Here is a 20,039-nt window from a genome sequence, read left to right as displayed (position 1 = left end):
GCGGCGGCGGCCCCGGACCACCGGGACCGCCGCCGCGCGAGGTCAGGACGAGAAGAACAGCCCGCCCAGACCGCGGTGCTTGCGGTGGCCGTAGTGGCCGCCGCCGTAGCCCCAGGCGGGCGGGGGCGGCTGCTGGACGTAGTGCACCTGCGGCGCGGGAGCGGCCGGCGGCGGGGGCGGGGGAGCCATCTGCTGCTCCAACCGGGTGATGGCCTCCAGCTCGCCGTAGTCGAGGAAGACACCGCGGCAGCCGTCGCACTGCTCGATGTGCACACCCATCCGGTCGAACGTGCGCATGTTCCCGTGACACTTGGGGCACTGCATCGTGTGAGCCCTCCTGCTCTTTGCGCGATGTGCCCGATATTAGCCACGTCGAATGGGTGCGTGGGTGGCCACGATGCGCGCACACGCGTCCAGCAACGCCTCCTGCGCGTCCGCCAACGCCGAGCCGTCACGCTCCGCAGCGGACAGGGCACGTGCCGCCATCTGCACCACCAGCGCCCGCGCCGGCGCCTCCAGCGCCGACCACGGGTCGTCCCGCGGCACGCCCGTGCCGCCCGCGTCGAGGTACGCCCCGAGCAGCCGGCCCCACGCCACCGGGTCGAGCACGCCCGCCAGGTGCAGCGCGGCCGGGCGCGCCAGGTCCCACGCCGGGTCGCCCGCGCCCAGGTCGTCCACGTCGATCAGCCGGTAGCCGCCGTCCCGCCGCACGAGCTGGCCCAGGTGCCAGTCGCCGTGGATCAGCACCGAGCCCGCCGGCGGGTCCGGCAGCGTGGCGAACGCCCGCCGCACCACGTCGGCCGCCGGCGTGTCGAGGGTCAGTTCCCGCACCGCGCGCCGCATCCGCGGCCACGCGCCCGCCGCGGGCACGGGCGGCGCGAAGTCGGCGGCGGTGAACCGGTGCAGCTCCGCCAGCGCCCGCCCGGCGGCCTCCAGCGGGAGGTCCTCCGGCTCGCCCTGCGGCACCGGCGTCCCCACCGGCCACCCGGTCACCAGGCGACCCGCCACCACCTCCGGTCCCAGCAGCGGCGGCAGCAGGAGGCCGCCCAGCCGCGGGTCGGCGGCCAGCCGCAGCCGCCCGGCCAGCCCGGCGGGGTCCGTCCCGCGCTCGTGGGCCTTGAGCACCACGTCGCCGACCCGGACCACCACCACGTCGCCGCGCACCGCGAGCACGTCGGGCGCGGCGGCAGGGTCCACGAGCGCGGCCATGCACGCGACCAGGTCGGAGTTCACCCGTTCAGTGTGCCGGGTGCGCCGACATGCCGAACCGGGCCGTCCCCCGGCCCTGACCTGCGCGGAGTCCGGCCCGCCACCACCCGGTCGGGGAATGCGCGGGAGGGGTGGGGCGTTGGACCGTGGACGGGCGACCCGGGCGGGCGGCATCCGTTTTGACCCCTGGGAACCGACCGGGGTATCTTTGGTACTCGTGCCCGACCCATGTCGGGCCGCTCCGCGTGCCTACGCGCCAGTGGTGCTGGAAAGCCGGCCGCGGTGACCTCCACGCGTAGGGGCATCCTGGGATGTTGCCTGCGGACCTGGGAGTGAAGGGCGCGACACGCCCGACCTCGGGTGCAGAGAGGGACCAAGTAAACAGGGCTCGTCGCCCACGCGGCGGGCACGTAAAGGGAAGAAGCAGCCGGCGTATGCCAACGATCCAGCAGCTGGTCCGCAAGGGCCGGCAGGACAAGGTCGCCAAGCAGAAGACCGCGGCGCTCAAGGGCAGCCCGCAGCGGCGCGGTGTGTGCACCCGCGTCTACACGACCACGCCCAAGAAGCCGAACTCGGCGCTGCGCAAGGTGGCCCGCGTGAAGCTCACGAGCGGCATCGAGGTCACGGCTTACATCCCCGGTGAGGGCCACAACCTCCAGGAGCACTCGATGGTGCTCGTGCGCGGCGGTCGTGTGAAGGACCTCCCCGGTGTCCGCTACAAGATCATCCGCGGTTCCCTCGACACGCAGGGCGTGAAGAACCGCAAGCAGGCTCGCAGCCGGTACGGCGCGAAGAAGGAGAAGAGCTGATGCCCCGCAAGGGACCGGCCCCGAAGCGGCCGCTGATCTCCGACCCGGTCTACAGCTCTCCGCTGGTGACCCAGCTCATCAACAAGGTGCTGGTCGACGGCAAGCGCTCCGTGGCCGAGCGGATCGTGTACGGCGCCCTCGAAGGCGCCCGCGAGAAGACCGGCACGGACCCGGTCGTCACGCTCAAGCGCGCGCTGGACAACGTCAAGCCCGCCCTCGAGGTGAAGTCCCGCCGCGTCGGTGGCGCCACCTACCAGGTGCCGGTCGAGGTGAAGCCGGGCCGCTCGACCACGCTCGCGCTGCGCTGGCTGATCACCTTCTCCCGGCAGCGCCGCGAGAAGACCATGGTCGAGCGCCTGATGAACGAGCTGCTCGACGCGAGCAACGGCCTCGGCGCGAGCGTCAAGCGCCGCGAGGACACGCACAAGATGGCCGAGTCGAACAAGGCCTTCGCCCACTACCGCTGGTGATGTGACGCCCCGCCGGTTCCCCGAGGACCGGTGGGGCTCTCCCAGCCCTAGTGAGCCTGCTACCAGCTAGCTCAAGACAGGGGAAGACACCCGTGGCACAGGACGTGCTCACCGACCTGGCCAAGGTCCGCAACATCGGGATCATGGCCCACATCGACGCGGGCAAGACCACGACGACCGAGCGGATCCTGTTCTACACCGGGATCAGCTACAAGATCGGCGAGGTCCACGACGGCGCCGCGGTCATGGACTGGATGGAGCAGGAGCAGGAGCGCGGCATCACGATCACGTCGGCCGCGACGACCTGCTTCTGGAAGAACCACCAGATCAACCTGATCGACACGCCGGGCCACGTCGACTTCACCGTCGAGGTGGAGCGCAACCTCCGCGTCCTCGACGGCGCCGTTGCCGTGTTCGACGGCAAGGAGGGCGTCGAGCCCCAGTCCGAGCAGGTCTGGCGCCAGGCGACCAAGTACGACGTCCCGCGCATCTGCTTCGTCAACAAGATGGACAAGCTCGGCGCGGACTTCTACTTCACCATCCGCACCATCTCCGAGCGCCTGGGCGCGAAGCCGCTGCCGATCCAGATCCCGATCGGGGCCGAGAGCGACTTCATCGGCGTCGTCGACCTGGTCGAGATGCGCGCGCTCACCTGGCGCGGCGAGGTCCAGAAGGGCGAGGACTACACCGTCGAGGAGATCCCCGCGGACCTCCTCGAGCGGGCGCAGGAGTACCGCGAGCAGCTCATCGAGGCCGTGGCCGAGACCGACGACTCCCTCATGGAGGCGTACCTCGGCGGCGAGGAGCTGACCGTCGCGCAGATCAAGGCGGGCATCCGCAAGATCGTGTCCGAGGGCTCCGCGTACCCGGTGCTGTGCGGTTCCGCGTTCAAGAACAAGGGCGTGCAGCCCATGCTCGACGCGGTGATCGACTACCTGCCGTCCCCGCTGGACCTGCCCCCGGTCGAGGGCACCCTCCAGGACGGCGAGACGCCGGCGTTCCGCAAGGCCGACAGCGCCGAGCCGTTCTCCGCGCTGGCCTTCAAGATCGCCGTGCACCCGTTCTTCGGCAAGCTGACCTACATCCGGGTCTACTCGGGCAAGGTCGCCTCCGGCACCCAGGTCATCAACTCGACCAAGGACCGCAAGGAGCGCATCGGGAAGATCTTCCAGATGCACGCCAACAAGGAGAACCCGGTCGAGGAGGCCGTGGCCGGTCACATCTACGCCGTGATCGGTCTGAAGGACACCACCACCGGTGAGACGCTCTGCGACCCGCAGGCGCCCATCGTGCTGGAGTCCATGACCTTCCCCGAGCCGGTCATCCAGGTGGCGATCGAGCCGAAGACGAAGGCCGACCAGGAGAAGCTGGGCACCGCGATCCAGAAGCTGGCCGAGGAGGACCCGACGTTCCGGGTCAACCTGGACCAGGAGACCGGCCAGACCATCATCGCCGGCATGGGCGAGCTCCACCTGGACATCCTGGTGGACCGCATGCGCCGCGAGTTCAAGGTCGAGGCCAACATCGGCAAGCCGCAGGTGGCGTACCGGGAGACCATCCGCCGCAAGGTGGAGAAGTACTCCTACACCCACAAGAAGCAGACCGGTGGCTCCGGCCAGTTCGCGAAGGTCCTCATCGACCTGGAGCCGCTGGAGAAGACCGAGGACGGCGCTCTCTACGAGTTCGTCAACGCGGTCACCGGTGGTCGCATCCCCCGGGAGTACATCCCGTCGGTGGACGCGGGCGCCCAGGACGCGATGCAGTACGGCGTGCTGGCGGGCTACCCGCTGGTGGGCGTCAAGGTGACGCTGGTCGACGGCGCCTACCACGAGGTCGACTCCTCGGAGATGGCGTTCAAGATCGCGGGCTCCATGGCGCTCAAGGAAGCCGCCCGGCAGGCCAGCCCGGCGATCCTCGAGCCGTTGATGGCGGTCGAGGTCACCACGCCCGAGGAGTACATGGGCGACGTGATCGGCGACTTGAACTCCCGCCGTGGCCAGATCCAGGCCATGGAGGAGCGCAGCGGCACCCGCGTCGTCAAGGCGCTGGTCCCGCTGTCGGAGATGTTCGGGTATGTCGGCGACCTGCGGTCCAAGACCCAGGGTCGTGCGAACTACTCGATGACCTTTGACTCCTACGCCGAGGTTCCCGCGAACGTCGCGAAGGAGATCATCGCGAAGGCGACGGGCGAGTAACCCCAACCGGAGCACCGCTGCACCACGCGGGCTCTCCGGGGGGATGCCCCGGGGTCCGCACAACCGACCCTGACGTGACGCCCGGCGGGCAGCAAACCGCCCGCCGGGCTCAGCAACAGAAGTCCAGGAGGACAATCCAGTGGCGAAGGCGAAGTTCGAGCGGACGAAGCCGCACGTCAACATCGGCACCATCGGTCACATCGACCACGGCAAGACGACGCTGACCGCGGCGATCTCCAAGGTCCTGCACGACAAGTACCCGGACCTCAACCCCTTCACGCCGTTCGACCAGATCGACAAGGCGCCGGAGGAGAAGCAGCGCGGCATCACCATCTCGATCGCCCACATCGAGTACCAGACCGACAAGCGCCACTACGCGCACGTCGACTGCCCCGGTCACGCCGACTACATCAAGAACATGATCACCGGTGCGGCGCAGATGGACGGCGCCATCCTGGTGGTCGCGGCGACCGACGGCCCGATGCCGCAGACCAAGGAGCACGTCCTCCTGGCCCGCCAGGTCGGTGTGCCCTACATCGTGGTGGCCCTGAACAAGGCCGACATGGTGGACGACGAGGAGATCCTGGAGCTCGTCGAGCTCGAGGTCCGCGAGCTGCTCTCCGAGTACGAGTTCCCCGGTGACGACCTGCCGGTCGTCCGCGTCTCCGCGCTGAAGGCGCTGGAGGGCGACGCCGAGTGGGGCGAGAAGCTCATCGGCCTGATGGACGCCGTGGACGAGAACATCCCGGAGCCCGAGCGCGAGGTCGACCGGCCGTTCCTGATGCCGGTCGAGGACGTGTTCACCATCACCGGTCGCGGCACCGTGGTGACCGGCCGCATCGAGCGCGGTGTCATCAAGGTCAACGAGGAAGTCGAGATCGTCGGCATCAAGGAGCAGTCGCGCAAGACGACTGTCACCTCGATCGAGATGTTCAAGAAGTTCCTCGACGAGGGCCAGGCGGGCGACAACGCCGCCCTGCTGCTGCGCGGCATCAAGCGCGAGGAGGTGGAGCGCGGCATGGTGATCGTGAAGCCGGGCACCACCACCCCGCACACCGAGTTCGAGGCGCAGGTCTACATCCTGTCCAAGGACGAGGGCGGCCGCCACACGCCGTTCTTCAACAACTACCGCCCGCAGTTCTACTTCCGCACCACCGACGTGACCGGCGTCGTGACCCTCCCCGAGGGCACCGAGATGGTCATGCCGGGCGACACCACCTCCATGTCCGTGAAGCTGATCCAGCCGATCGCCATGGACGAGGGTCTGCGGTTCGCCATCCGCGAGGGTGGCCGCACCGTCGGCGCGGGTTCGGTCACCAAGATCATCAAGTGACCTGGCTCTAAGTTCCACCCCCCGATTTGGTCTGCGCACCGGCGTGTGCGACCATTGACGGGTTGCTCGTCGGGGCGGCCGGTTCGAGTCTGGACTCGGCCGCCCCGCCACGAGCGGGGTGTGATCGAGAAACACAATCCCACAGGCTTGATCAGTGGGACCGGTCTATCGGTTGGGGCGCGACACGCCCGACCGCGTGGACCGGGCACCGTGACACCGCTCGGTGTCAGTCCTGAATAGGGGGCGGAGCGCGCCGGAGGTCCCGTGACCTCGTGCAAGGTGCCCGCACCGCAGCGGTACTAGAAGCAGAGGAACGGCAAGCCATCATGGCGGGACAGAAGATCCGCATCCGGCTCAAGGCCTACGACCACGAGGCGATCGACGCGTCCGCGCGCAAGATCGTCGAGACCGTGACGCGCACCGGCGCTCGGGTCGTCGGGCCTGTGCCGCTGCCCACTGAGAAGAACGTTTACTGCGTCATCCGCTCGCCGCACAAGTACAAGGACTCGCGCGAGCACTTCGAGATGCGCACGCACAAGCGTCTGATCGACATCCTCGACCCGACGCCGAAGACGGTGGACGCGCTCATGCGCATCGACCTGCCGGCGAGCGTCGACGTCAACATCCAGTAAGCGTTGGACGCGGCAGTGTTGATCCCATTTGGGGCGGAGAGTAACGAGACCCATGTCTGACAGGCAGGTTAAGGGCCTCCTGGGCACCAAGCTCGGCATGACTCAGGTCTTCGACGAGAACAACCGGATCGTTCCGGTGACCGTCGTCAAGGCCGAGCCGAACGTGGTCACCCAGGTTCGGACCCAGGAGAACGACGGCTACTCGGCCGTGCAGCTGGCCTTCGGCGCGATCGACCCGCGCAAGGTCAACAAGCCCGTCGCGGGCCACTACGCCAAGGCGGGCGTCACGCCCCGCCGCCACCTGGCGGAGCTGCGCACCACGGACGCGTCCGAGTACACGGTCGGCCAGGAAGTCACCGCCGAGGTCTTCGAGGCCGGCGCGGTGGTCGACGTGGTCGGCACCAGCAAGGGCAAGGGCACCGCGGGTGTCATGAAGCGCCACGGCTTCCGCGGCCTCGGCGCGAGCCACGGCACGCAGCGCAAGCACCGCTCGCCCGGTTCCATCGGCGGCTGCGCCACGCCCGGCCGCGTGTTCAAGGGCCTGCGCATGGCGGGTCGCATGGGCCACGTGCGGGTGACCACGCAGAACCTCAAGGTGCACCGCGTGGACGCCGAGTCCGGCCTGCTGCTCATCAAGGGCGCCGTCCCCGGCCCCAAGGGCGGCACCGTGTTCATCAAGACCGCTGCGAAGGGTGGTGCCTGATCATGACGTCCGTTGAGATCCGCACCCCGGCCGGCGCGACCGACGGCTCCGTCGAGCTGCCCGCCGCGATCTTCGACGCGCAGGCGAACGTGGCCCTGCTGCACCAGGTCGTCGTGGCCCAGCAGGCCGCGGCCCGCCAGGGCACGCACGCGACCAAGACCCGCGGCGACGTCCGCGGTGGTGGCAAGAAGCCGTACCGGCAGAAGGGCACCGGCCGCGCCCGCCAGGGCTCGACCCGCGCGCCGCAGTTCGCCGGCGGTGGCACGGTCCACGGCCCGCAGCCGCGCGACTACAGCCAGCGCACCCCCAAGAAGATGAAGGCCGCCGCCCTGCGTGGCGCCCTCTCCGACCGGGCGCGTGCCGGCCAGGTCCACGTGGTGTCGGGCTTCGTCGAGGGCGACACGCCGTCGACCAAGTCGGCCCGCAAGGTGCTGGAGTCGGTGACCGAGGCCCGCCGCGTGCTGGCCGTGCTGCTGCGCACCGACGAGGTTTCGTGGGTCAGCCTGCGCAACCTGCCGCACGTGCACATCATCGCGCCGGACCAGCTGAACACCTACGACGTGCTGGTCAACGACGACGTGGTGTTCACCAAGGACGCCCTCGACGTGTTCCTGGCGAGCAAGGCCCAGCACGGGCAGGGTTCCGCCGAGGCCACCGCGACGTCGTCCGACGCCGACGAGGAGGCCGCGAAGTGATCCCCGACCACCGGGACATCCTGCTCGCGCCGGTCATCTCCGAGAAGTCCTACGGGCTGCTCGAGGAGAACAAGTACACCTTCGTGGTGGCTCCCGGCTCGAACAAGACCCAGATCAAGATTGCCGTGGAGAAGGTCTTCGGCGTCAAGGTCGTCAGCGTCAACACGATCAACCGCCAGGGCAAGCGCAAGCGGACCCGCACGGGATACGGCAAGCGCAAGGACACCAAGCGCGCCATCGTGACGCTGTCCGCCGAGAGCAAGCCGATCGAGATCTTCGGCGGCCCGGCCGCCTGATGACGACGAGGACTGCGTAGAGATGGGCATTCGCAAGTACAAGCCGACGACCCCCGGTCGTCGCGGTGCGAGCGTCTCCGACTTCGCCGAGATCACTCGGACGACGCCGGAGAAGTCGCTGATCCGCCCGCTGCACGGCCGCGGTGGCCGCAACGCGTCGGGCAAGATCACGACGCGGCACAAGGGCGGCGGCCACAAGCGGGCCTACCGCCTGATCGACTTCCGCCGCACCGACAAGGACGGCGTGCCGGCCAAGGTCGCGCACATCGAGTACGACCCCAACCGCACCGCGCGCATCGCGCTGCTGCACTACTTCGACGGCGAGAAGCGCTACATCATCGCCCCGTCGAAGCTCCAGCAGGGCGACGTCGTGGAGAACGGCCCCAAGGCCGACATCAAGCCGGGCAACAACCTGCCGCTGCGCAACATCCCCGTCGGCACGGTGGTCCACGCGATCGAGCTCCGCCCCGGCGGCGGCGCGAAGATCGCCCGCTCGGCCGGTGCCAGCGTGCAGCTCGTCGCCAAGGACGGCCCCTACGCCCAGCTGCGGATGCCCTCGGGCGAGATCCGCAACGTGGACGTCCGGTGCCGCGCCACGGTCGGCGAGGTCGGCAACGCCGAGCACCAGAACATCAACTGGGGCAAGGCCGGCCGCATGCGGTGGAAGGGCAAGAAGCCCACCGTCCGCGGTGTCGCCATGAACCCGGTCGACCACCCGCACGGTGGTGGTGAGGGCAAGACCTCCGGTGGTCGCCACCCGGTGAACCCCGCGGGCAAGCCCGAGGGTCGCACCCGCCGCCGCAAGCCAAGCGACAAGCTCATCGTCCGGCGTCGTCGCACCGGTAAGAAGCGCTGAGCAGGGAGGGAGTGAAGGATGCCTCGCAGCCTTAAGAAGGGCCCCTTCGTGGACGACCACCTGCTCAAGAAGGTGGACGTCCTCAACGAGTCGGGCAAGAAGACCGTCATCAAGACCTGGTCCCGCCGGTCGACGATCATCCCCGACATGCTGGGCCACACGATCGCGGTGCACGACGGCCGCAAGCACGTGCCGGTGTTCGTGACGGAGGCGATGGTCGGGCACAAGCTCGGCGAGTTCGCCCCGACCCGCACGTTCAAGGGTCACATCAAGGACGACCGGAAGTCGCGCCGCCGCTAAGGCGACGAACTAGAGGAAGAGCAAGGGGAAGCAGCGATGAACGCCCGTAACGAAGCCGAAGCGCCGGAGTTCCCGCGCGCCGTGGCTCGGGCTCGCTACGTCCGCGACACGCCGATGAAGGTGCGCCGCGTCGTCGAGCTCATCAGGGGTCGTAGCGCCAGCGAGGCCCTGGCCGTGCTCCAGTTCGCGCCGCAGGCTGCATCTGAGCCGGTCCGGAAGGTGCTGCAGAGCGCCGTGGCCAACGCCGAGAACAACCTGTCCCTCGACCCCGACACCCTGTGGGTGTCGAAGGTCTACGTGGACGAGGGTCCGACCCTCAAGCGGTTCCGCCCGCGCGCCCAGGGCCGCGCCTACCGGATCCGCAAGCGGACGAGCCACATCACCGTCGAGGTGGAGAGCCGTCCGAAGCAGACCAGCGCGAAGGCCGGCGCTGACAGGAAGGGGGCTCGGTAGTGGGCCAGAAGATCAACCCGCACGGCTTCCGACTTGGTATCACCACGGACTGGAAGTCCCGCTGGTACGCCGACAAGCAGTACGCCGAGTACGTGGCCGAGGACGTCAAGATCCGCAAGCTGCTCTCGCGCGGCATGGAGCGGGCCGGCATCTCGAAGGTGGAGATCGAGCGCACCCGGGACCGGGTCCGCGTCGACATCCACACCGCCCGGCCGGGCATCGTCATCGGCCGCCGCGGCGCCGAGGCCGACCGCATCCGCGGTGAGCTGGAGAAGCTCACCAAGAAGCAGGTGCAGCTCAACATCCTCGAGGTGAAGAGCCCCGAGTCGGACGCGCAGCTCGTCGCGCAGGGCGTGGCCGAGCAGCTGTCCAACCGCGTCGCCTTCCGCCGCGCGATGCGCAAGGCCATCCAGTCGGCCATGCGCTCGCCGCAGGTCAAGGGCATCCGCGTGCAGTGCGGCGGCCGTCTCGGCGGCGCCGAGATGTCCCGCTCCGAGCACTACCGCGATGGCCGCGTGCCGCTGCACACGCTGCGCGCCGACATCGACTACGGCTTCTTCGAGGCCCGCACCACGTTCGGCCGGATCGGCGTGAAGGTGTGGATCTACAAGGGCGACGTGGTCGGTGGCATCAGCGCCAAGCGCGAGCGCGACGCCGCCCCGGCGGCCGACCGCGCGCCGCGCCGCGACCGCGCCGACCGCCCGAACCGGGCGCGTCGCTCGGGTGCGAGCGGCACCACCGCGACGAGCACCGAGGCCGGCCGGGCCGCCGCGGGCGACCAGACCGCCGCGCCGACCGCGACCGATGAGAAGACGGAGGGCTGAGTCGTGCTCATCCCGCGCAGGGTTAAGCACCGCAAGCAGCACCACCCCGGACGGTCCGGTGCTGCCAAGGGCGGCACGAGGGTCACCTTCGGCGAGTACGGCATCCAGGCCCTGGAGCCCGCCTACGTGACCAACCGGCAGATCGAGTCGGCTCGTATCGCCATCACGCGGCACATCCGCCGCGGTGGCAAGGTGTGGATCAACATCTTCCCGGACCGCCCGCTGACCAAGAAGCCCGCCGAGACCCGCATGGGTTCCGGCAAGGGCTCGCCGGAGTGGTGGGTGGCCAACATCAAGCCGGGTCGGGTGCTCTTCGAGATGAGCTTCCCGAACGAGGCCGTGGCCCGCGAGGCGCTCCGCCGCGCGATCCACAAGCTCCCGATGAAGTGCCGCATCGTTACGCGTGAGGGTGGTGAGTTCTGATGGCAGCGGGTACCACCGCTTCCGAGCTGCGTGAGCTCACCGAGGAAGAGCTCGTGCTGCGCCTGAGGGAGGCGAAGGAGGAGCTGTTCAACCTCCGCTTCCAGATGGCCACCGGGCAGCTCGACAACAACCGCCGCCTGCGCACGGTCCGGCACGAGATCGCCCGGATCTACACCGTGATGCGGGAGCGGGAGCTGGGCCTCTCGGCCTCTCCCGACGCGGTTTCCACTGGTGAGGGTGCGGCATGAGCGAGAACAACGAAGTGACTACCGAGGGTCGCAACGACCGCAAGGTCCGCGAGGGCTACGTCGTGTCCGACAAGATGGACAAGACGATCGTGGTGGCGGTCGAGGACCGCAAGAAGCACCGCCGGTACTCGAAGGTCATGCGCTCCACCACCAAGGTGAAGGCGCACGACGAGCAGAACACCGCCGGCATCGGCGACCGCGTGCTGCTCATGGAGACGCGGCCGCTGTCGGCCACCAAGCGCTGGCGCCTCGTCGAGATCCTCGAGAAGGCCAAGTAAGCCCACGGAGAACGGGCACAGCGCGTTCGACCGAGCCCGTCAGGTCGGAAATCTGGCGGGCCAGGAATGGTCAAGGAGCAGGTAAGTGATCCAGCAGGAGTCGCGGCTGCGCGTCGCCGACAACACCGGTGCGAAGGAAATCCTCTGCATCCGTGTTCTCGGTGGCTCGGGCCGCCGCTACGCGGGCATCGGGGACATCATCGTCGCGACGGTGAAGCAGGCCATCCCGGGCGCCGGCGTGAAGAAGGGCGACGTCGTCAAGGCGGTCATCGTCCGCACCGTCAAGGAGAAGCGCCGTCCGGACGGCTCGTACATCCGGTTCGACGAGAACGCCGCGGTGCTCATCAAGAACGACAACGAGCCGCGGGGCACCCGCATCTTCGGCCCGGTCGGTCGTGAGCTGCGCGACAAGAAGTTCATGAAGATCATCTCGTTGGCGCCGGAGGTGCTCTGACCATGAAGGTGAAGAAGGGCGACACCGTCGTGGTTATCGCCGGCAAGGACAAGGGCGCTCGCGGCAAGGTCATCATGGCCTACCCCGCCGAGAACCGCGTCCTGGTCGAGGGCGTCAACCGCATCAAGAAGCACACCCGGATCTCGCAGACCGAGCGCGGCGCGCAGTCGGGCGGCATCGTGACGCAGGAAGCCCCCATCCACGTGTCCAATGTGATGGTGGTCGACTCCGACGGCAAGCCGACCCGCGTGGGCTACCGGACGAACGACGAGGGCAAGCGGGTCCGCATTTCCCGTCGTAACGGGAAGGACATCTGATGACCACCGTTGAGAAGACCGTTCCGCGGCTGAAGGCCCGCTACCGCGAGGAGATCGTCCCCTCGCTGCGCGAGCAGTTCGAGTACGCCAACGTCATGCAGATCCCGGGCGTGGTGAAGGTCGTCGTGAACATGGGCGTCGGCGACGCCGCCCGCGACGGCAAGCTGATCGAGGGTGCGGTGAAGGACCTGTCGGTCATCACGGGCCAGCGGCCCGAGGTGCGGCGGGCGCGCAAGTCCATCGCGCAGTTCAAGCTGCGCGAGGGCATGCCGATCGGCGCGCGGGTCACGCTGCGCGGCGACCGCATGTGGGAGTTCCTGGACCGCCTGCTGACGATCGCGCTGCCGCGCATCCGCGACTTCCGCGGCCTCTCCGGCAAGCAGTTCGACGGCAACGGGAACTACACGTTCGGCCTCAACGAGCAGTCGATGTTCCACGAGATCGACCCGGACGCGATCGACCGTCCTCGCGGCATGGACATCACCGTGGTCACCACCGCGACCAACGACGAAGAGGGTCGGGCGCTGCTGAAGCTCCTGGGCTTCCCGTTCCGGGAGCAGTGAGCCTGGTGTCCGCCGCCGAGCGTTGCAACAAGGAGAACTGATCATGGCCAAGAAGGCGCTGATCAACAAGGCCGCGGCCAAGCCGAAGTTCAAGGTGCGGGGCTACACCCGCTGCCAGCGTTGCGGTCGCCCGCACTCGGTGTTCCGCAAGTTCGGCCTGTGCCGGATCTGCCTCCGCGAGATGGCGCACCGGGGCGAGCTGCCCGGTGTGAACAAGTCCAGCTGGTAAGCCCGGCTCGGCGGCAGGTTTTTCTAGACCCATCACTTCGCTGTAGGCCCGTCCACGACCAGCCGGCCGCACGGCCGGCTCGGACCCTGGCTGGGGAACCGCAGCGAGAAAGGTTGACCAGGTCACCATGACGATGACCGACCCGATCGCAGACATGTTGACGCGTCTGCGGAACGCGAACTCGGCTTACCACGACAAGGTCGTGATGCCGCACTCGAAGTTGAAGGCCAACATCGCCGAGATCCTCAAGCGCGAGGGCTACATCGCGAGCTACCGCGACGAGCAGGGCGACGTGGCCAAGAACCTGGTTATCGAGCTGAAGTACGGCCCGAACCGGGAGCGCAGCATCGCCGGCCTCCGCCGCGTGTCGAAGCCCGGTCTGCGCGTGTACGCCAAGTCGACCAACCTGCCGAAGGTGCTGGGCGGTCTGGGCGTCGCGATCATTTCGACCTCTGGCGGTCTGATGACCGACCGCCAGGCCAACAAGTCGGGCGTGGGCGGAGAAGTCCTCGCCTACGTCTGGTGAGGAAGGGGGACTAGGCAATGTCGCGCATCGGAAAGCTGCCGATCACCGTCCCCGCCGGGGTCGACGTGAACATCGACGGCCGGGCTGTGAGCGTGAAGGGCCCGAAGGGCACCCTGTCGCTGACCATCGCCGAGCCGATCATCATCGAGAAGGCCGAGGACGGCACGCTCGAGGTGAAGCGCCCGAACGACGAGCGCCGCAGCCGCTCGCTGCACGGCCTGTCGCGCACCCTGGTGCAGAACATGGTCGTCGGCGTCACGCAGGGCTACGAGAAGAAGATGGAGATCCACGGCGTCGGTTACCGCGTGGCGCTCAAGGGCTCCGACCTGGAGTTCGCGCTGGGCTACAGCCACCCGGTGAAGGTCGAGGCCCCCGAGGGCATCACCTTCGCGGTGGAGACCCCGACCCGGTTCTCCGTGGCCGGCATCGACAAGCAGCTCGTGGGCGAGGTCGCCGCCAACATCCGCAAGCTCCGCAAGCCCGACCCGTACAAGGGCAAGGGCGTGCGGTACGCGGGCGAGAAGATCCGCCGCAAGGTCGGAAAGACGGGTAAGTGACATGAGCGAGACTGCAACGAAGTCCGTTTCTTCGGGGCGGAAGCCGGTGGGCAAGGACATCTCGACCACTCGCCGCATCGCCAAGACCCGCCGTCACTTCCGCCTCCGCAAGAAGGTCAGCGGCACGGCGGAGCGCCCCCGCCTGGTGGTGCACCGGTCGTCGAAGCACATCACCGTGCAGATCATCGACGACCTCGCCGGCCACACCCTGGCGGCGGCCTCCTCGGTGGAGGCGGACGTCCGGGCGATCGACGGCGACAAGAAGGCCCGTGCGGCGAAGGTCGGCCAGCTGGCCGCCGCCCGCGCGAAGGACGCCGGGATCACGAAGGTGGTCTTCGACCGCGGCGGCAACGCCTACCACGGTCGCATCGCCGCTCTGGCCGATGCCGCCCGTGAGGCGGGGCTGGAGTTCTGACATGTACATGAACCGGATTGAGAGGGACGCCTGATGCCAGGACGCACGCGTCGCGAAGGCGGCGGGGGCGAGCGCGGAGAGCGTCGCGACCGTCGTGACGGCGGCCGCGGCGGCGCGGCCCAGGAGAAGACCCCGCACCTGGAGCGCGTGGTTGCGATCAACCGCGTCTCCAAGGTCGTGAAGGGTGGTCGTCGCTTCAGCTTCACCGCGCTGGTCGTGGTCGGCGACGGTGACGGCATGGTCGGTGTCGGCTACGGCAAGGCCAAGGAAGTTCCGGCGGCGATCGCCAAGGGTGTGGAGGAGGCGAAGAAGAACTTCTTCCGCGTCCCCCGCATCGCGGGCACGATCCCTCACCCGGTGCAGGGCGAGAAGGCGGCCGGTGTCGTGCTGCTGCGCCCGGCGTCGGCCGGTACCGGTGTCATCGCCGGTGGCGCGGTCCGCGCGGTGCTGGAGTGCGCCGGCGTCCACGACGTGCTGAGCAAGTCGCTGGGCTCCGACAACGCCATCAACATCGTGCACGCCACCGTGGCGGCGCTGAAGGGCCTGCAGCGTCCGGAGGAGGTGGCCGCCCGCCGCGGTCTGCCCCTGGAGGACGTGGCCCCCGCCGGCATGCTCCGTGCCCGTGCAGGGGCGGTGTGACCATGGCACAGCTCAAGGTGACCCAGGTCAAGAGCAGCATCGGTACCAAGCACAACCACCGTGAGTCCCTCCGGACCCTGGGGTTGCGCAAGATCCGCCAGTCGGTGGTCCGCGAGGACACGCCGCAGGTGCGCGGGCTCATCCACGCCGTGCGCCACCTGGTGGTCGTCGAGGAGGTCCAGTCGTGACCATCAAGATCCATGACCTGCGCCCGGCCCCCGGCGCCAAGACCGCGAAGACCCGTGTCGGTCGCGGTGAGGGCTCCAAGGGCAAGACCGCCGGTCGCGGCACGAAGGGCACCGGAGCGCGGAAGAACGTCTCGCCGCGCTTCGAGGGTGGCCAGATGCCGCTGCACATGCGCCTGCCGAAGCTGAAGGGCTTCCGCAACCCGTTCCGGACCGAGTACCAGGTCGTGAACGTGGGCGACCTCGCCCGGTTGTTCCCGGACGGCGGTCGGGTGGACGTGGACGCGCTCGTCCACGTGGGCCTGGTGCGCAAGAACCAGCTCGTCAAGGTCCTCGGCGACGGTGACCTGGACGGCGTCAAGCTCGACGTCGTGGCGAACAAGTTCTCCGGCAGCGCGGTCGAGAAGATCGCCGCCGCCGGTGGCACCACCACCGTGCTCTGACGCGCGGCACGTCCGCGCCACAGCACTGCCGAACGGCCCCGGAGCCTCCCGCTCCGGGGCCGTTCGCGTGCGCGGCGGTGACGCCCGTCCGGCGGGCGGCGCGAGGTCCGTCGTTTTTGTCCGGTCCCTGCCGGCGGCCGATACTTTTTCGGCCGATCGGTTTTTGACGGTTGCCGGCGCTGCCCGGGGGTGTCCCGCCGGCAGGGCGGGCCGATGAGACGGTCGTTCGCGCAGGGCGTAAAACCGGTTGGCGGGCCGGGTTAGCGTGCCCGCATGTGGCTCGCGGTCTTCTTCGGCGCCTCGGTCCTGGTCGCACTGACCCCGGGCGCCAACAACCTCCTCGGGATGCACCACGGGGTGCACCACGGCCCGTTGCGGGCCGCCACGGCGCTCCTGGGCCGCCTTGCGGCCTTCTCCCTGATGGTCGGCGCGGTGGTCGTCGGGCTCGGGCCGGTCCTGGCCGCGAGCCAGGTCGCCCTCACGGTCGTCAAGTGGGCCGGCGTGGCCTACCTCGTCTACCTCGCCGTGCGCATCCTGATGACCAAGGACGGCGCCGAAACGCCTGCCAGGAAGGGCACCCCGCTGCGCAAGGAGTTCCTGGTGGCGATCACCAACCCCAAGGCGTTGCTGATCTTCACGGCGTTCGTGCCGCAGTTCGTCGACCCCGCCCGCGGCCCGATCCCGGCGCAGCTCGCCCTGCTCGGCGCGGTGTACCTGGCGGCGGAGGCGTTGGCCGGCACGGCCTACGTGGCGCTCGGCGCGGGCATCCGGAAGGCGGGGCTGACCCGGCGCGCGAAGCAGCGCCTGGACAAGGGCACGGCGGTCGTCCTGCTCGGGATGGCGGGCGTGCTGGCCACCGGTCGAACTTGATCCATTCGGGGGCTTGCCGGCGGCCGTAGTCGATCGGGTACGAAGTGTGAGGGACGACTGGCTACGGCAATCGGCCACGCGACTGTTAAAGTCGCGGGCTGAACCCGGATGCCCTCCGGGTCGGTCGCGGCTACCCGTCGCTTCCGCCACCGTCGGCGATGGTCGACGGCATGTCCGCAAGACTGTGCCGGCACAAAGTCGGCACCGCAGGATGCCGACCCCCGCGGGGCGGCAACGCTGATGGAGGTTCGCGTGCTCGGCGCATTCCGCTCGGCTCTCGCGACGCCGGACCTACGCAAGAAGATCCTCTTCACCCTGGGGATCGTCGTGGTGTACCGGTTGGGCGCCACCATGCCCGCGCCGGGCGTCTCCTTCAAGAACGTCAAACAATGCGTCGAGCAGGTGGACCAGCAGGGGATCTACTCGCTGATCAACCTGTTCAGCGGTGGCGCCCTGCTGAACTTGTCGATCTTCGCGCTCGGCATCATGCCGTACATCACGGCGAGCATCATCATCCAGCTGCTCACCGTGGTCATCCCGCGGTTCGAGCAGCTGAAGAAGGAAGGGCAGGCGGGTCAGGGCAAGCTGACCCAGTACACCCGCTACCTGACCATCGCGCTCGCCGTCCTGCAGTCCACGGGCATCATCGCCCTGGCCGTGCGCGACCAGCTGTTCCAGAACTGCTCCGTGCCCGTCATCCCCGACGAGAGCATCTTCAACCTGGTCGTCCTCGTGGTCGTGATGACCGCCGGCACCAGCGTGATCATGTGGCTCGGTGAGATCATCACCGAGAAGGGGATCGGCAACGGCATGTCGCTGCTGATCTTCACCGGCATCGCGGCCCGCATCCCGATCGAAGGCAAGATCATCTTCGATCGCGGCGGCCTGACCTTCTTCCTGGTCTGCTGCGCGGCCCTGCTGATCATCGCGAGCGTCATCTACGTGGAGCAGGCCCAGCGCCGCATCCCGGTCCAGTACGCGAAGCGCATGATCGGCCGCCGGATGTACGGCGGCACCTCGACCTACCTGCCGCTGAAGGTGAACCAGGCCGGTGTCATCCCGGTCATCTTCGCCTCGTCGCTGCTCTACCTGCCGGACCTGATCTCCAGGCTGACCGCCTCCAACGACGGCTCCGCGCCGGGCTGGTGGCAGACCTTCGTCCAGACGCACCTGGTGAGCCAGTCGAGCCCGATCCACATCTCGCTCTACTTCCTGCTCATCGTCTTCTTCACGTACTTCTACGTCGGCATCACGTTCAACCCGGACGAGCGCGCCGACGAGATGAAGAAGTTCGGTGGGTTCATCCCGGGTATCCGACCGGGTCGACCCACCGCCGAGTACCTCCGCTTCGTCTTGGGGCGGATCACGCTGCCGGGCTCGCTCTACCTGGGCATCGTCGCCATCCTGCCGAACCTGTTCCTCGACCTCACCGGTCAGGGCCAGAACCAGAACTTCCCGTTCGGCGGCACGGCGGTGCTGATCATGGTCGGTGTCGGTCTCGACACCGTGAAGCAGATCGAGAGCCAGCTCATGCAGCGCAACTACGAAGGGTTCCTCCGCTAGTGCGACTCGTTCTCGTCGGCCCGCCCGGTGCGGGCAAGGGCACCCAGGCCAAAACGCTCAGCCGCGAGCTCGGGGTGCCGCACATCTCCACCGGGGACCTGTTCCGCGCCCACATCAGCGAGCAGACCGATCTGGGCAAGGAGGTCCAGGAGTACCTGGACTCGGGTGAGTTGGTGCCGGACGAGGTCACCAACGAGATGGTGCGCGTCCGGCTCGCCGAGCCGGACGCCGCCAACGGCTTCCTGCTCGACGGCTTCCCGCGCAACACCGCCCAGGCGGACGTCCTGGGCGGGATGCTCGCCGCCGAGGGGCAGAAGCTGGACGCGGTGCTGGAGTTCCGGATCGACGAGGACGTCGTGGTCGAGCGCCTGCTCGCCCGGGGGCGCACGGACGACAAGGAAGACGTGATCCGGCACCGGCAGCAGGTCTACCGCACCGAGACCGCTCCGCTGCTCGACTACTACGCCGGCATCGTCGTGCCGATCGACGCCGTCGGCGAGGTCGACGAGATCAGCGAGCGCGCCCTCCGCGCGCTGCGCGACCTGAAGTGAGCGGTGGACTCGTCGATGCGCTGCGTCGGTTCGTCCCCGGTCGGGATCGCATGATCGAGATCAAGAGCCGCGGCCAGCTCGAGGCCATGAGGGCCGCCGGGCTGGTCGTCGCGCGCACGCTGGCGCTGCTGGCCTCGCACACCAAGCCCGGGGTCAGCACCGGCGAGCTGGACGAGCTGGCGGAGCAGACCATCCGCGACGCGGGCGCGATCCCGTCGTTCAAGGGCTACCACGGCTACCCGGCGTCGATCTGCGCGTCGGTGAACGAGCAGGTGGTCCACGGCATCCCGAGCCGGACCCAGGTCCTGGCCGAGGGCGACCTGATCTCGATCGACTGCGGCGCCATCCTGGACGGGTGGCACGGCGACTCGGCGATCACCGTGCCGGTCGGGTCGGTCACCGACGCGGAGCTGAAGCTGTCCGAGGCGACGCGCGCGTCCATGCTGGCCGGCATCGAGGCGGCCGTGCCCGGCGGCCGGCTGGGCGACATCTCGTTCGCGATCCAGTCCGCCACCATCCGGGCCGGTGAGGAGCACGGCATCGAGTACGGGATCGTGGAGGGGTACGGCGGCCACGGCATCGGCACGAAGATGCACATGGAGCCGTTCCTGCCGAACCTGGGCAAGCCCGGGAAGGGGCCTCGCCTCAAGGTCGGGATGGCGATCGCGATCGAGCCCATGCTCACCCTCGGGACCAAGCACACGGCCGAGCTGGACGACGACTGGACGGTCGTGACGACCGACGGGTCGCGGGCCGCGCACTGGGAGCACTCGGTGGCCATCACGGACGACGGTCCGTGGGTGCTGACCGCTCTGGACGACTGAACCCCTTGCGGGTGCTCGCGCCGGTGGACCACGTTGTGCGGTCCGCCGGCGCTTCGCGTTGTGGCGGGGTTCCAGAGATCAACTGCGTCCTCGCCGGACGGGCAGATCAGCAGGATGGACAACCCCGCCTGGATCTTTCGTTGGGTTGTGGGTCCGGTGTCCGTGTCATCCCGCCGACC

The 20,039-nt window shown here is 68.8% G+C and carries 31 protein-coding genes; 29 read left to right on the top strand and 2 right to left on the bottom strand.

The features are described from left to right. Positions 1–42: 42 nt before the first annotated feature. Together ACWEFJ_RS00155 and ACWEFJ_RS00150 are read right to left on the bottom strand one after the other, a co-directional pair. On the bottom strand, positions 43–324 hold the full coding sequence (locus tag ACWEFJ_RS00155) for a TFIIB-type zinc ribbon-containing protein (protein WP_378088338.1): 282 nt from the start codon (positions 322–324) through the stop codon (positions 43–45). A gap of 39 nt (positions 325–363) precedes the next feature. Beyond that, entirely contained in the window at positions 364–1,233 is an 870-nt protein-coding gene (locus ACWEFJ_RS00150) for a phosphotransferase family protein (RefSeq protein ID WP_449712453.1), read from the bottom strand. Between the two features lie 410 nt (positions 1,234–1,643). On the opposite strand from ACWEFJ_RS00150, the gene rpsL reads away from it, so the two are divergent. From rpsL to map, 29 genes are all read left to right on the top strand, one after another. Next, positions 1,644–2,018, top strand: a complete 375-nt coding sequence (gene rpsL / locus ACWEFJ_RS00145; RefSeq protein ID WP_030473471.1) for a 30S ribosomal protein S12 — start codon at positions 1,644–1,646, stop codon at positions 2,016–2,018. Further along, on the top strand, positions 2,018–2,488 hold the full coding sequence (rpsG, locus tag ACWEFJ_RS00140) for a 30S ribosomal protein S7 (RefSeq protein ID WP_189224137.1): 471 nt from the start codon (positions 2,018–2,020) through the stop codon (positions 2,486–2,488). Before rpsL ends, rpsG begins: the two co-directional genes overlap by 1 nt. Before the next feature lie 92 nt (positions 2,489–2,580). Beyond that, positions 2,581–4,683 carry an elongation factor G gene (fusA, locus tag ACWEFJ_RS00135; protein ID WP_378088343.1) on the top strand — a complete coding sequence of 701 codons (2,103 nt, stop codon included), beginning with the start codon at positions 2,581–2,583 and terminating at the stop codon, positions 4,681–4,683. A 139-nt stretch (positions 4,684–4,822) separates the two neighbouring features. Continuing rightward, entirely contained in the window at positions 4,823–6,016 is a 1,194-nt protein-coding gene (gene tuf, locus ACWEFJ_RS00130; RefSeq protein WP_378088345.1) for an elongation factor Tu, read from the top strand. Positions 6,017–6,342: 326 nt separating this feature from the next. Further along, entirely contained in the window at positions 6,343–6,648 is a 306-nt protein-coding gene (rpsJ, locus tag ACWEFJ_RS00125) for a 30S ribosomal protein S10 (protein ID WP_003938093.1), read from the top strand. A gap of 52 nt (positions 6,649–6,700) precedes the next feature. Beyond that, complete coding sequence (gene rplC, locus ACWEFJ_RS00120) at positions 6,701–7,351, top strand: 50S ribosomal protein L3 (protein ID WP_141980302.1); 651 nt, start codon at positions 6,701–6,703, stop codon at positions 7,349–7,351. A 2-nt stretch (positions 7,352–7,353) separates the two neighbouring features. Further along, positions 7,354–8,046 (top strand): 50S ribosomal protein L4, encoded by a 693-nt coding sequence (gene rplD, locus ACWEFJ_RS00115; RefSeq protein WP_378088349.1) that lies wholly within the window; start codon positions 7,354–7,356, stop codon positions 8,044–8,046. Beyond that, a complete protein-coding gene (rplW, locus tag ACWEFJ_RS00110) occupies positions 8,043–8,342 on the top strand; it encodes a 50S ribosomal protein L23 (RefSeq protein ID WP_073885918.1) in 300 nt (99 codons plus the stop codon). Before rplD ends, rplW begins: the two co-directional genes overlap by 4 nt. 22 nt (positions 8,343–8,364) lie before the next feature. Continuing rightward, a complete protein-coding gene (gene rplB, locus ACWEFJ_RS00105) occupies positions 8,365–9,198 on the top strand; it encodes a 50S ribosomal protein L2 (protein ID WP_141980304.1) in 834 nt (277 codons plus the stop codon). A gap of 18 nt (positions 9,199–9,216) precedes the next feature. Further along, entirely contained in the window at positions 9,217–9,498 is a 282-nt protein-coding gene (gene rpsS / locus ACWEFJ_RS00100) for a 30S ribosomal protein S19 (protein WP_015105260.1), read from the top strand. Positions 9,499–9,534: 36 nt separating this feature from the next. Then, positions 9,535–9,951, top strand: a complete 417-nt coding sequence (rplV, locus tag ACWEFJ_RS00095) for a 50S ribosomal protein L22 (RefSeq protein ID WP_378088352.1) — start codon at positions 9,535–9,537, stop codon at positions 9,949–9,951. Further along, on the top strand, positions 9,951–10,775 hold the full coding sequence (rpsC, locus tag ACWEFJ_RS00090; RefSeq protein ID WP_378088354.1) for a 30S ribosomal protein S3: 825 nt from the start codon (positions 9,951–9,953) through the stop codon (positions 10,773–10,775). Before rplV ends, rpsC begins: the two co-directional genes overlap by 1 nt. A 3-nt stretch (positions 10,776–10,778) precedes the next feature. Further along, complete coding sequence (gene rplP, locus ACWEFJ_RS00085) at positions 10,779–11,198, top strand: 50S ribosomal protein L16 (RefSeq protein ID WP_053715230.1); 420 nt, start codon at positions 10,779–10,781, stop codon at positions 11,196–11,198. Further along, positions 11,198–11,446: a 50S ribosomal protein L29 gene (rpmC, locus tag ACWEFJ_RS00080; protein ID WP_033428581.1), complete on the top strand. Its 249-nt coding sequence runs from the start codon at positions 11,198–11,200 to the stop codon at positions 11,444–11,446. Before rplP ends, rpmC begins: the two co-directional genes overlap by 1 nt. After that, positions 11,443–11,724 (top strand): 30S ribosomal protein S17, encoded by a 282-nt coding sequence (gene rpsQ, locus ACWEFJ_RS00075; RefSeq protein WP_378088356.1) that lies wholly within the window; start codon positions 11,443–11,445, stop codon positions 11,722–11,724. Before rpmC ends, rpsQ begins: the two co-directional genes overlap by 4 nt. An 85-nt stretch (positions 11,725–11,809) precedes the next feature. Then, positions 11,810–12,178: a 50S ribosomal protein L14 gene (gene rplN, locus ACWEFJ_RS00070; protein ID WP_033436721.1), complete on the top strand. Its 369-nt coding sequence runs from the start codon at positions 11,810–11,812 to the stop codon at positions 12,176–12,178. Between the two features lie 2 nt (positions 12,179–12,180). After that, entirely contained in the window at positions 12,181–12,495 is a 315-nt protein-coding gene (rplX, locus tag ACWEFJ_RS00065) for a 50S ribosomal protein L24 (RefSeq protein ID WP_360789828.1), read from the top strand. Next, positions 12,495–13,058, top strand: a complete 564-nt coding sequence (gene rplE, locus ACWEFJ_RS00060; protein ID WP_378088359.1) for a 50S ribosomal protein L5 — start codon at positions 12,495–12,497, stop codon at positions 13,056–13,058. Before rplX ends, rplE begins: the two co-directional genes overlap by 1 nt. Positions 13,059–13,101: 43 nt before the next feature. Beyond that, complete coding sequence (locus tag ACWEFJ_RS00055) at positions 13,102–13,287, top strand: type Z 30S ribosomal protein S14 (protein ID WP_033436724.1); 186 nt, start codon at positions 13,102–13,104, stop codon at positions 13,285–13,287. A gap of 127 nt (positions 13,288–13,414) precedes the next feature. Beyond that, positions 13,415–13,813 (top strand): 30S ribosomal protein S8, encoded by a 399-nt coding sequence (rpsH, locus tag ACWEFJ_RS00050; protein WP_033428586.1) that lies wholly within the window; start codon positions 13,415–13,417, stop codon positions 13,811–13,813. A gap of 17 nt (positions 13,814–13,830) precedes the next feature. Beyond that, entirely contained in the window at positions 13,831–14,370 is a 540-nt protein-coding gene (gene rplF / locus ACWEFJ_RS00045; protein ID WP_378088361.1) for a 50S ribosomal protein L6, read from the top strand. Between the two features lies 1 nt (position 14,371). After that, positions 14,372–14,785: a 50S ribosomal protein L18 gene (gene rplR, locus ACWEFJ_RS00040; RefSeq protein WP_378088363.1), complete on the top strand. Its 414-nt coding sequence runs from the start codon at positions 14,372–14,374 to the stop codon at positions 14,783–14,785. A 33-nt stretch (positions 14,786–14,818) separates the two neighbouring features. Next, the gene (rpsE, locus tag ACWEFJ_RS00035; RefSeq protein ID WP_015105247.1) at positions 14,819–15,424 is read left to right on the top strand and encodes a 30S ribosomal protein S5; all 606 of its coding nucleotides are present in this window, start codon (positions 14,819–14,821) and stop codon (positions 15,422–15,424) included. A 2-nt stretch (positions 15,425–15,426) separates the two neighbouring features. Next, positions 15,427–15,612: a 50S ribosomal protein L30 gene (gene rpmD, locus ACWEFJ_RS00030; RefSeq protein ID WP_033428588.1), complete on the top strand. Its 186-nt coding sequence runs from the start codon at positions 15,427–15,429 to the stop codon at positions 15,610–15,612. Next, entirely contained in the window at positions 15,609–16,052 is a 444-nt protein-coding gene (gene rplO / locus ACWEFJ_RS00025; protein ID WP_378088366.1) for a 50S ribosomal protein L15, read from the top strand. Before rpmD ends, rplO begins: the two co-directional genes overlap by 4 nt. A 273-nt stretch (positions 16,053–16,325) precedes the next feature. Continuing rightward, the gene (locus ACWEFJ_RS00020; RefSeq protein ID WP_449712452.1) at positions 16,326–16,922 is read left to right on the top strand and encodes a LysE family translocator; all 597 of its coding nucleotides are present in this window, start codon (positions 16,326–16,328) and stop codon (positions 16,920–16,922) included. Positions 16,923–17,174: 252 nt separating this feature from the next. After that, positions 17,175–18,485 (top strand): preprotein translocase subunit SecY, encoded by a 1,311-nt coding sequence (secY, locus tag ACWEFJ_RS00015; RefSeq protein WP_378088370.1) that lies wholly within the window; start codon positions 17,175–17,177, stop codon positions 18,483–18,485. Then, complete coding sequence (locus ACWEFJ_RS00010; protein WP_378088372.1) at positions 18,485–19,036, top strand: adenylate kinase; 552 nt, start codon at positions 18,485–18,487, stop codon at positions 19,034–19,036. Before secY ends, ACWEFJ_RS00010 begins: the two co-directional genes overlap by 1 nt. A gap of 50 nt (positions 19,037–19,086) precedes the next feature. Beyond that, a complete protein-coding gene (gene map / locus ACWEFJ_RS00005) occupies positions 19,087–19,860 on the top strand; it encodes a type I methionyl aminopeptidase (protein ID WP_378088374.1) in 774 nt (257 codons plus the stop codon). Positions 19,861–20,039 lie beyond the last annotated feature (179 nt).

The sequence above is a fragment of the Actinosynnema sp. NPDC004786 genome, assembly GCF_053601135.1.
The sequence above is the reverse complement of the archived record's forward strand: the minus strand, read 5'-3'. Positions and strand labels throughout refer to the sequence as shown.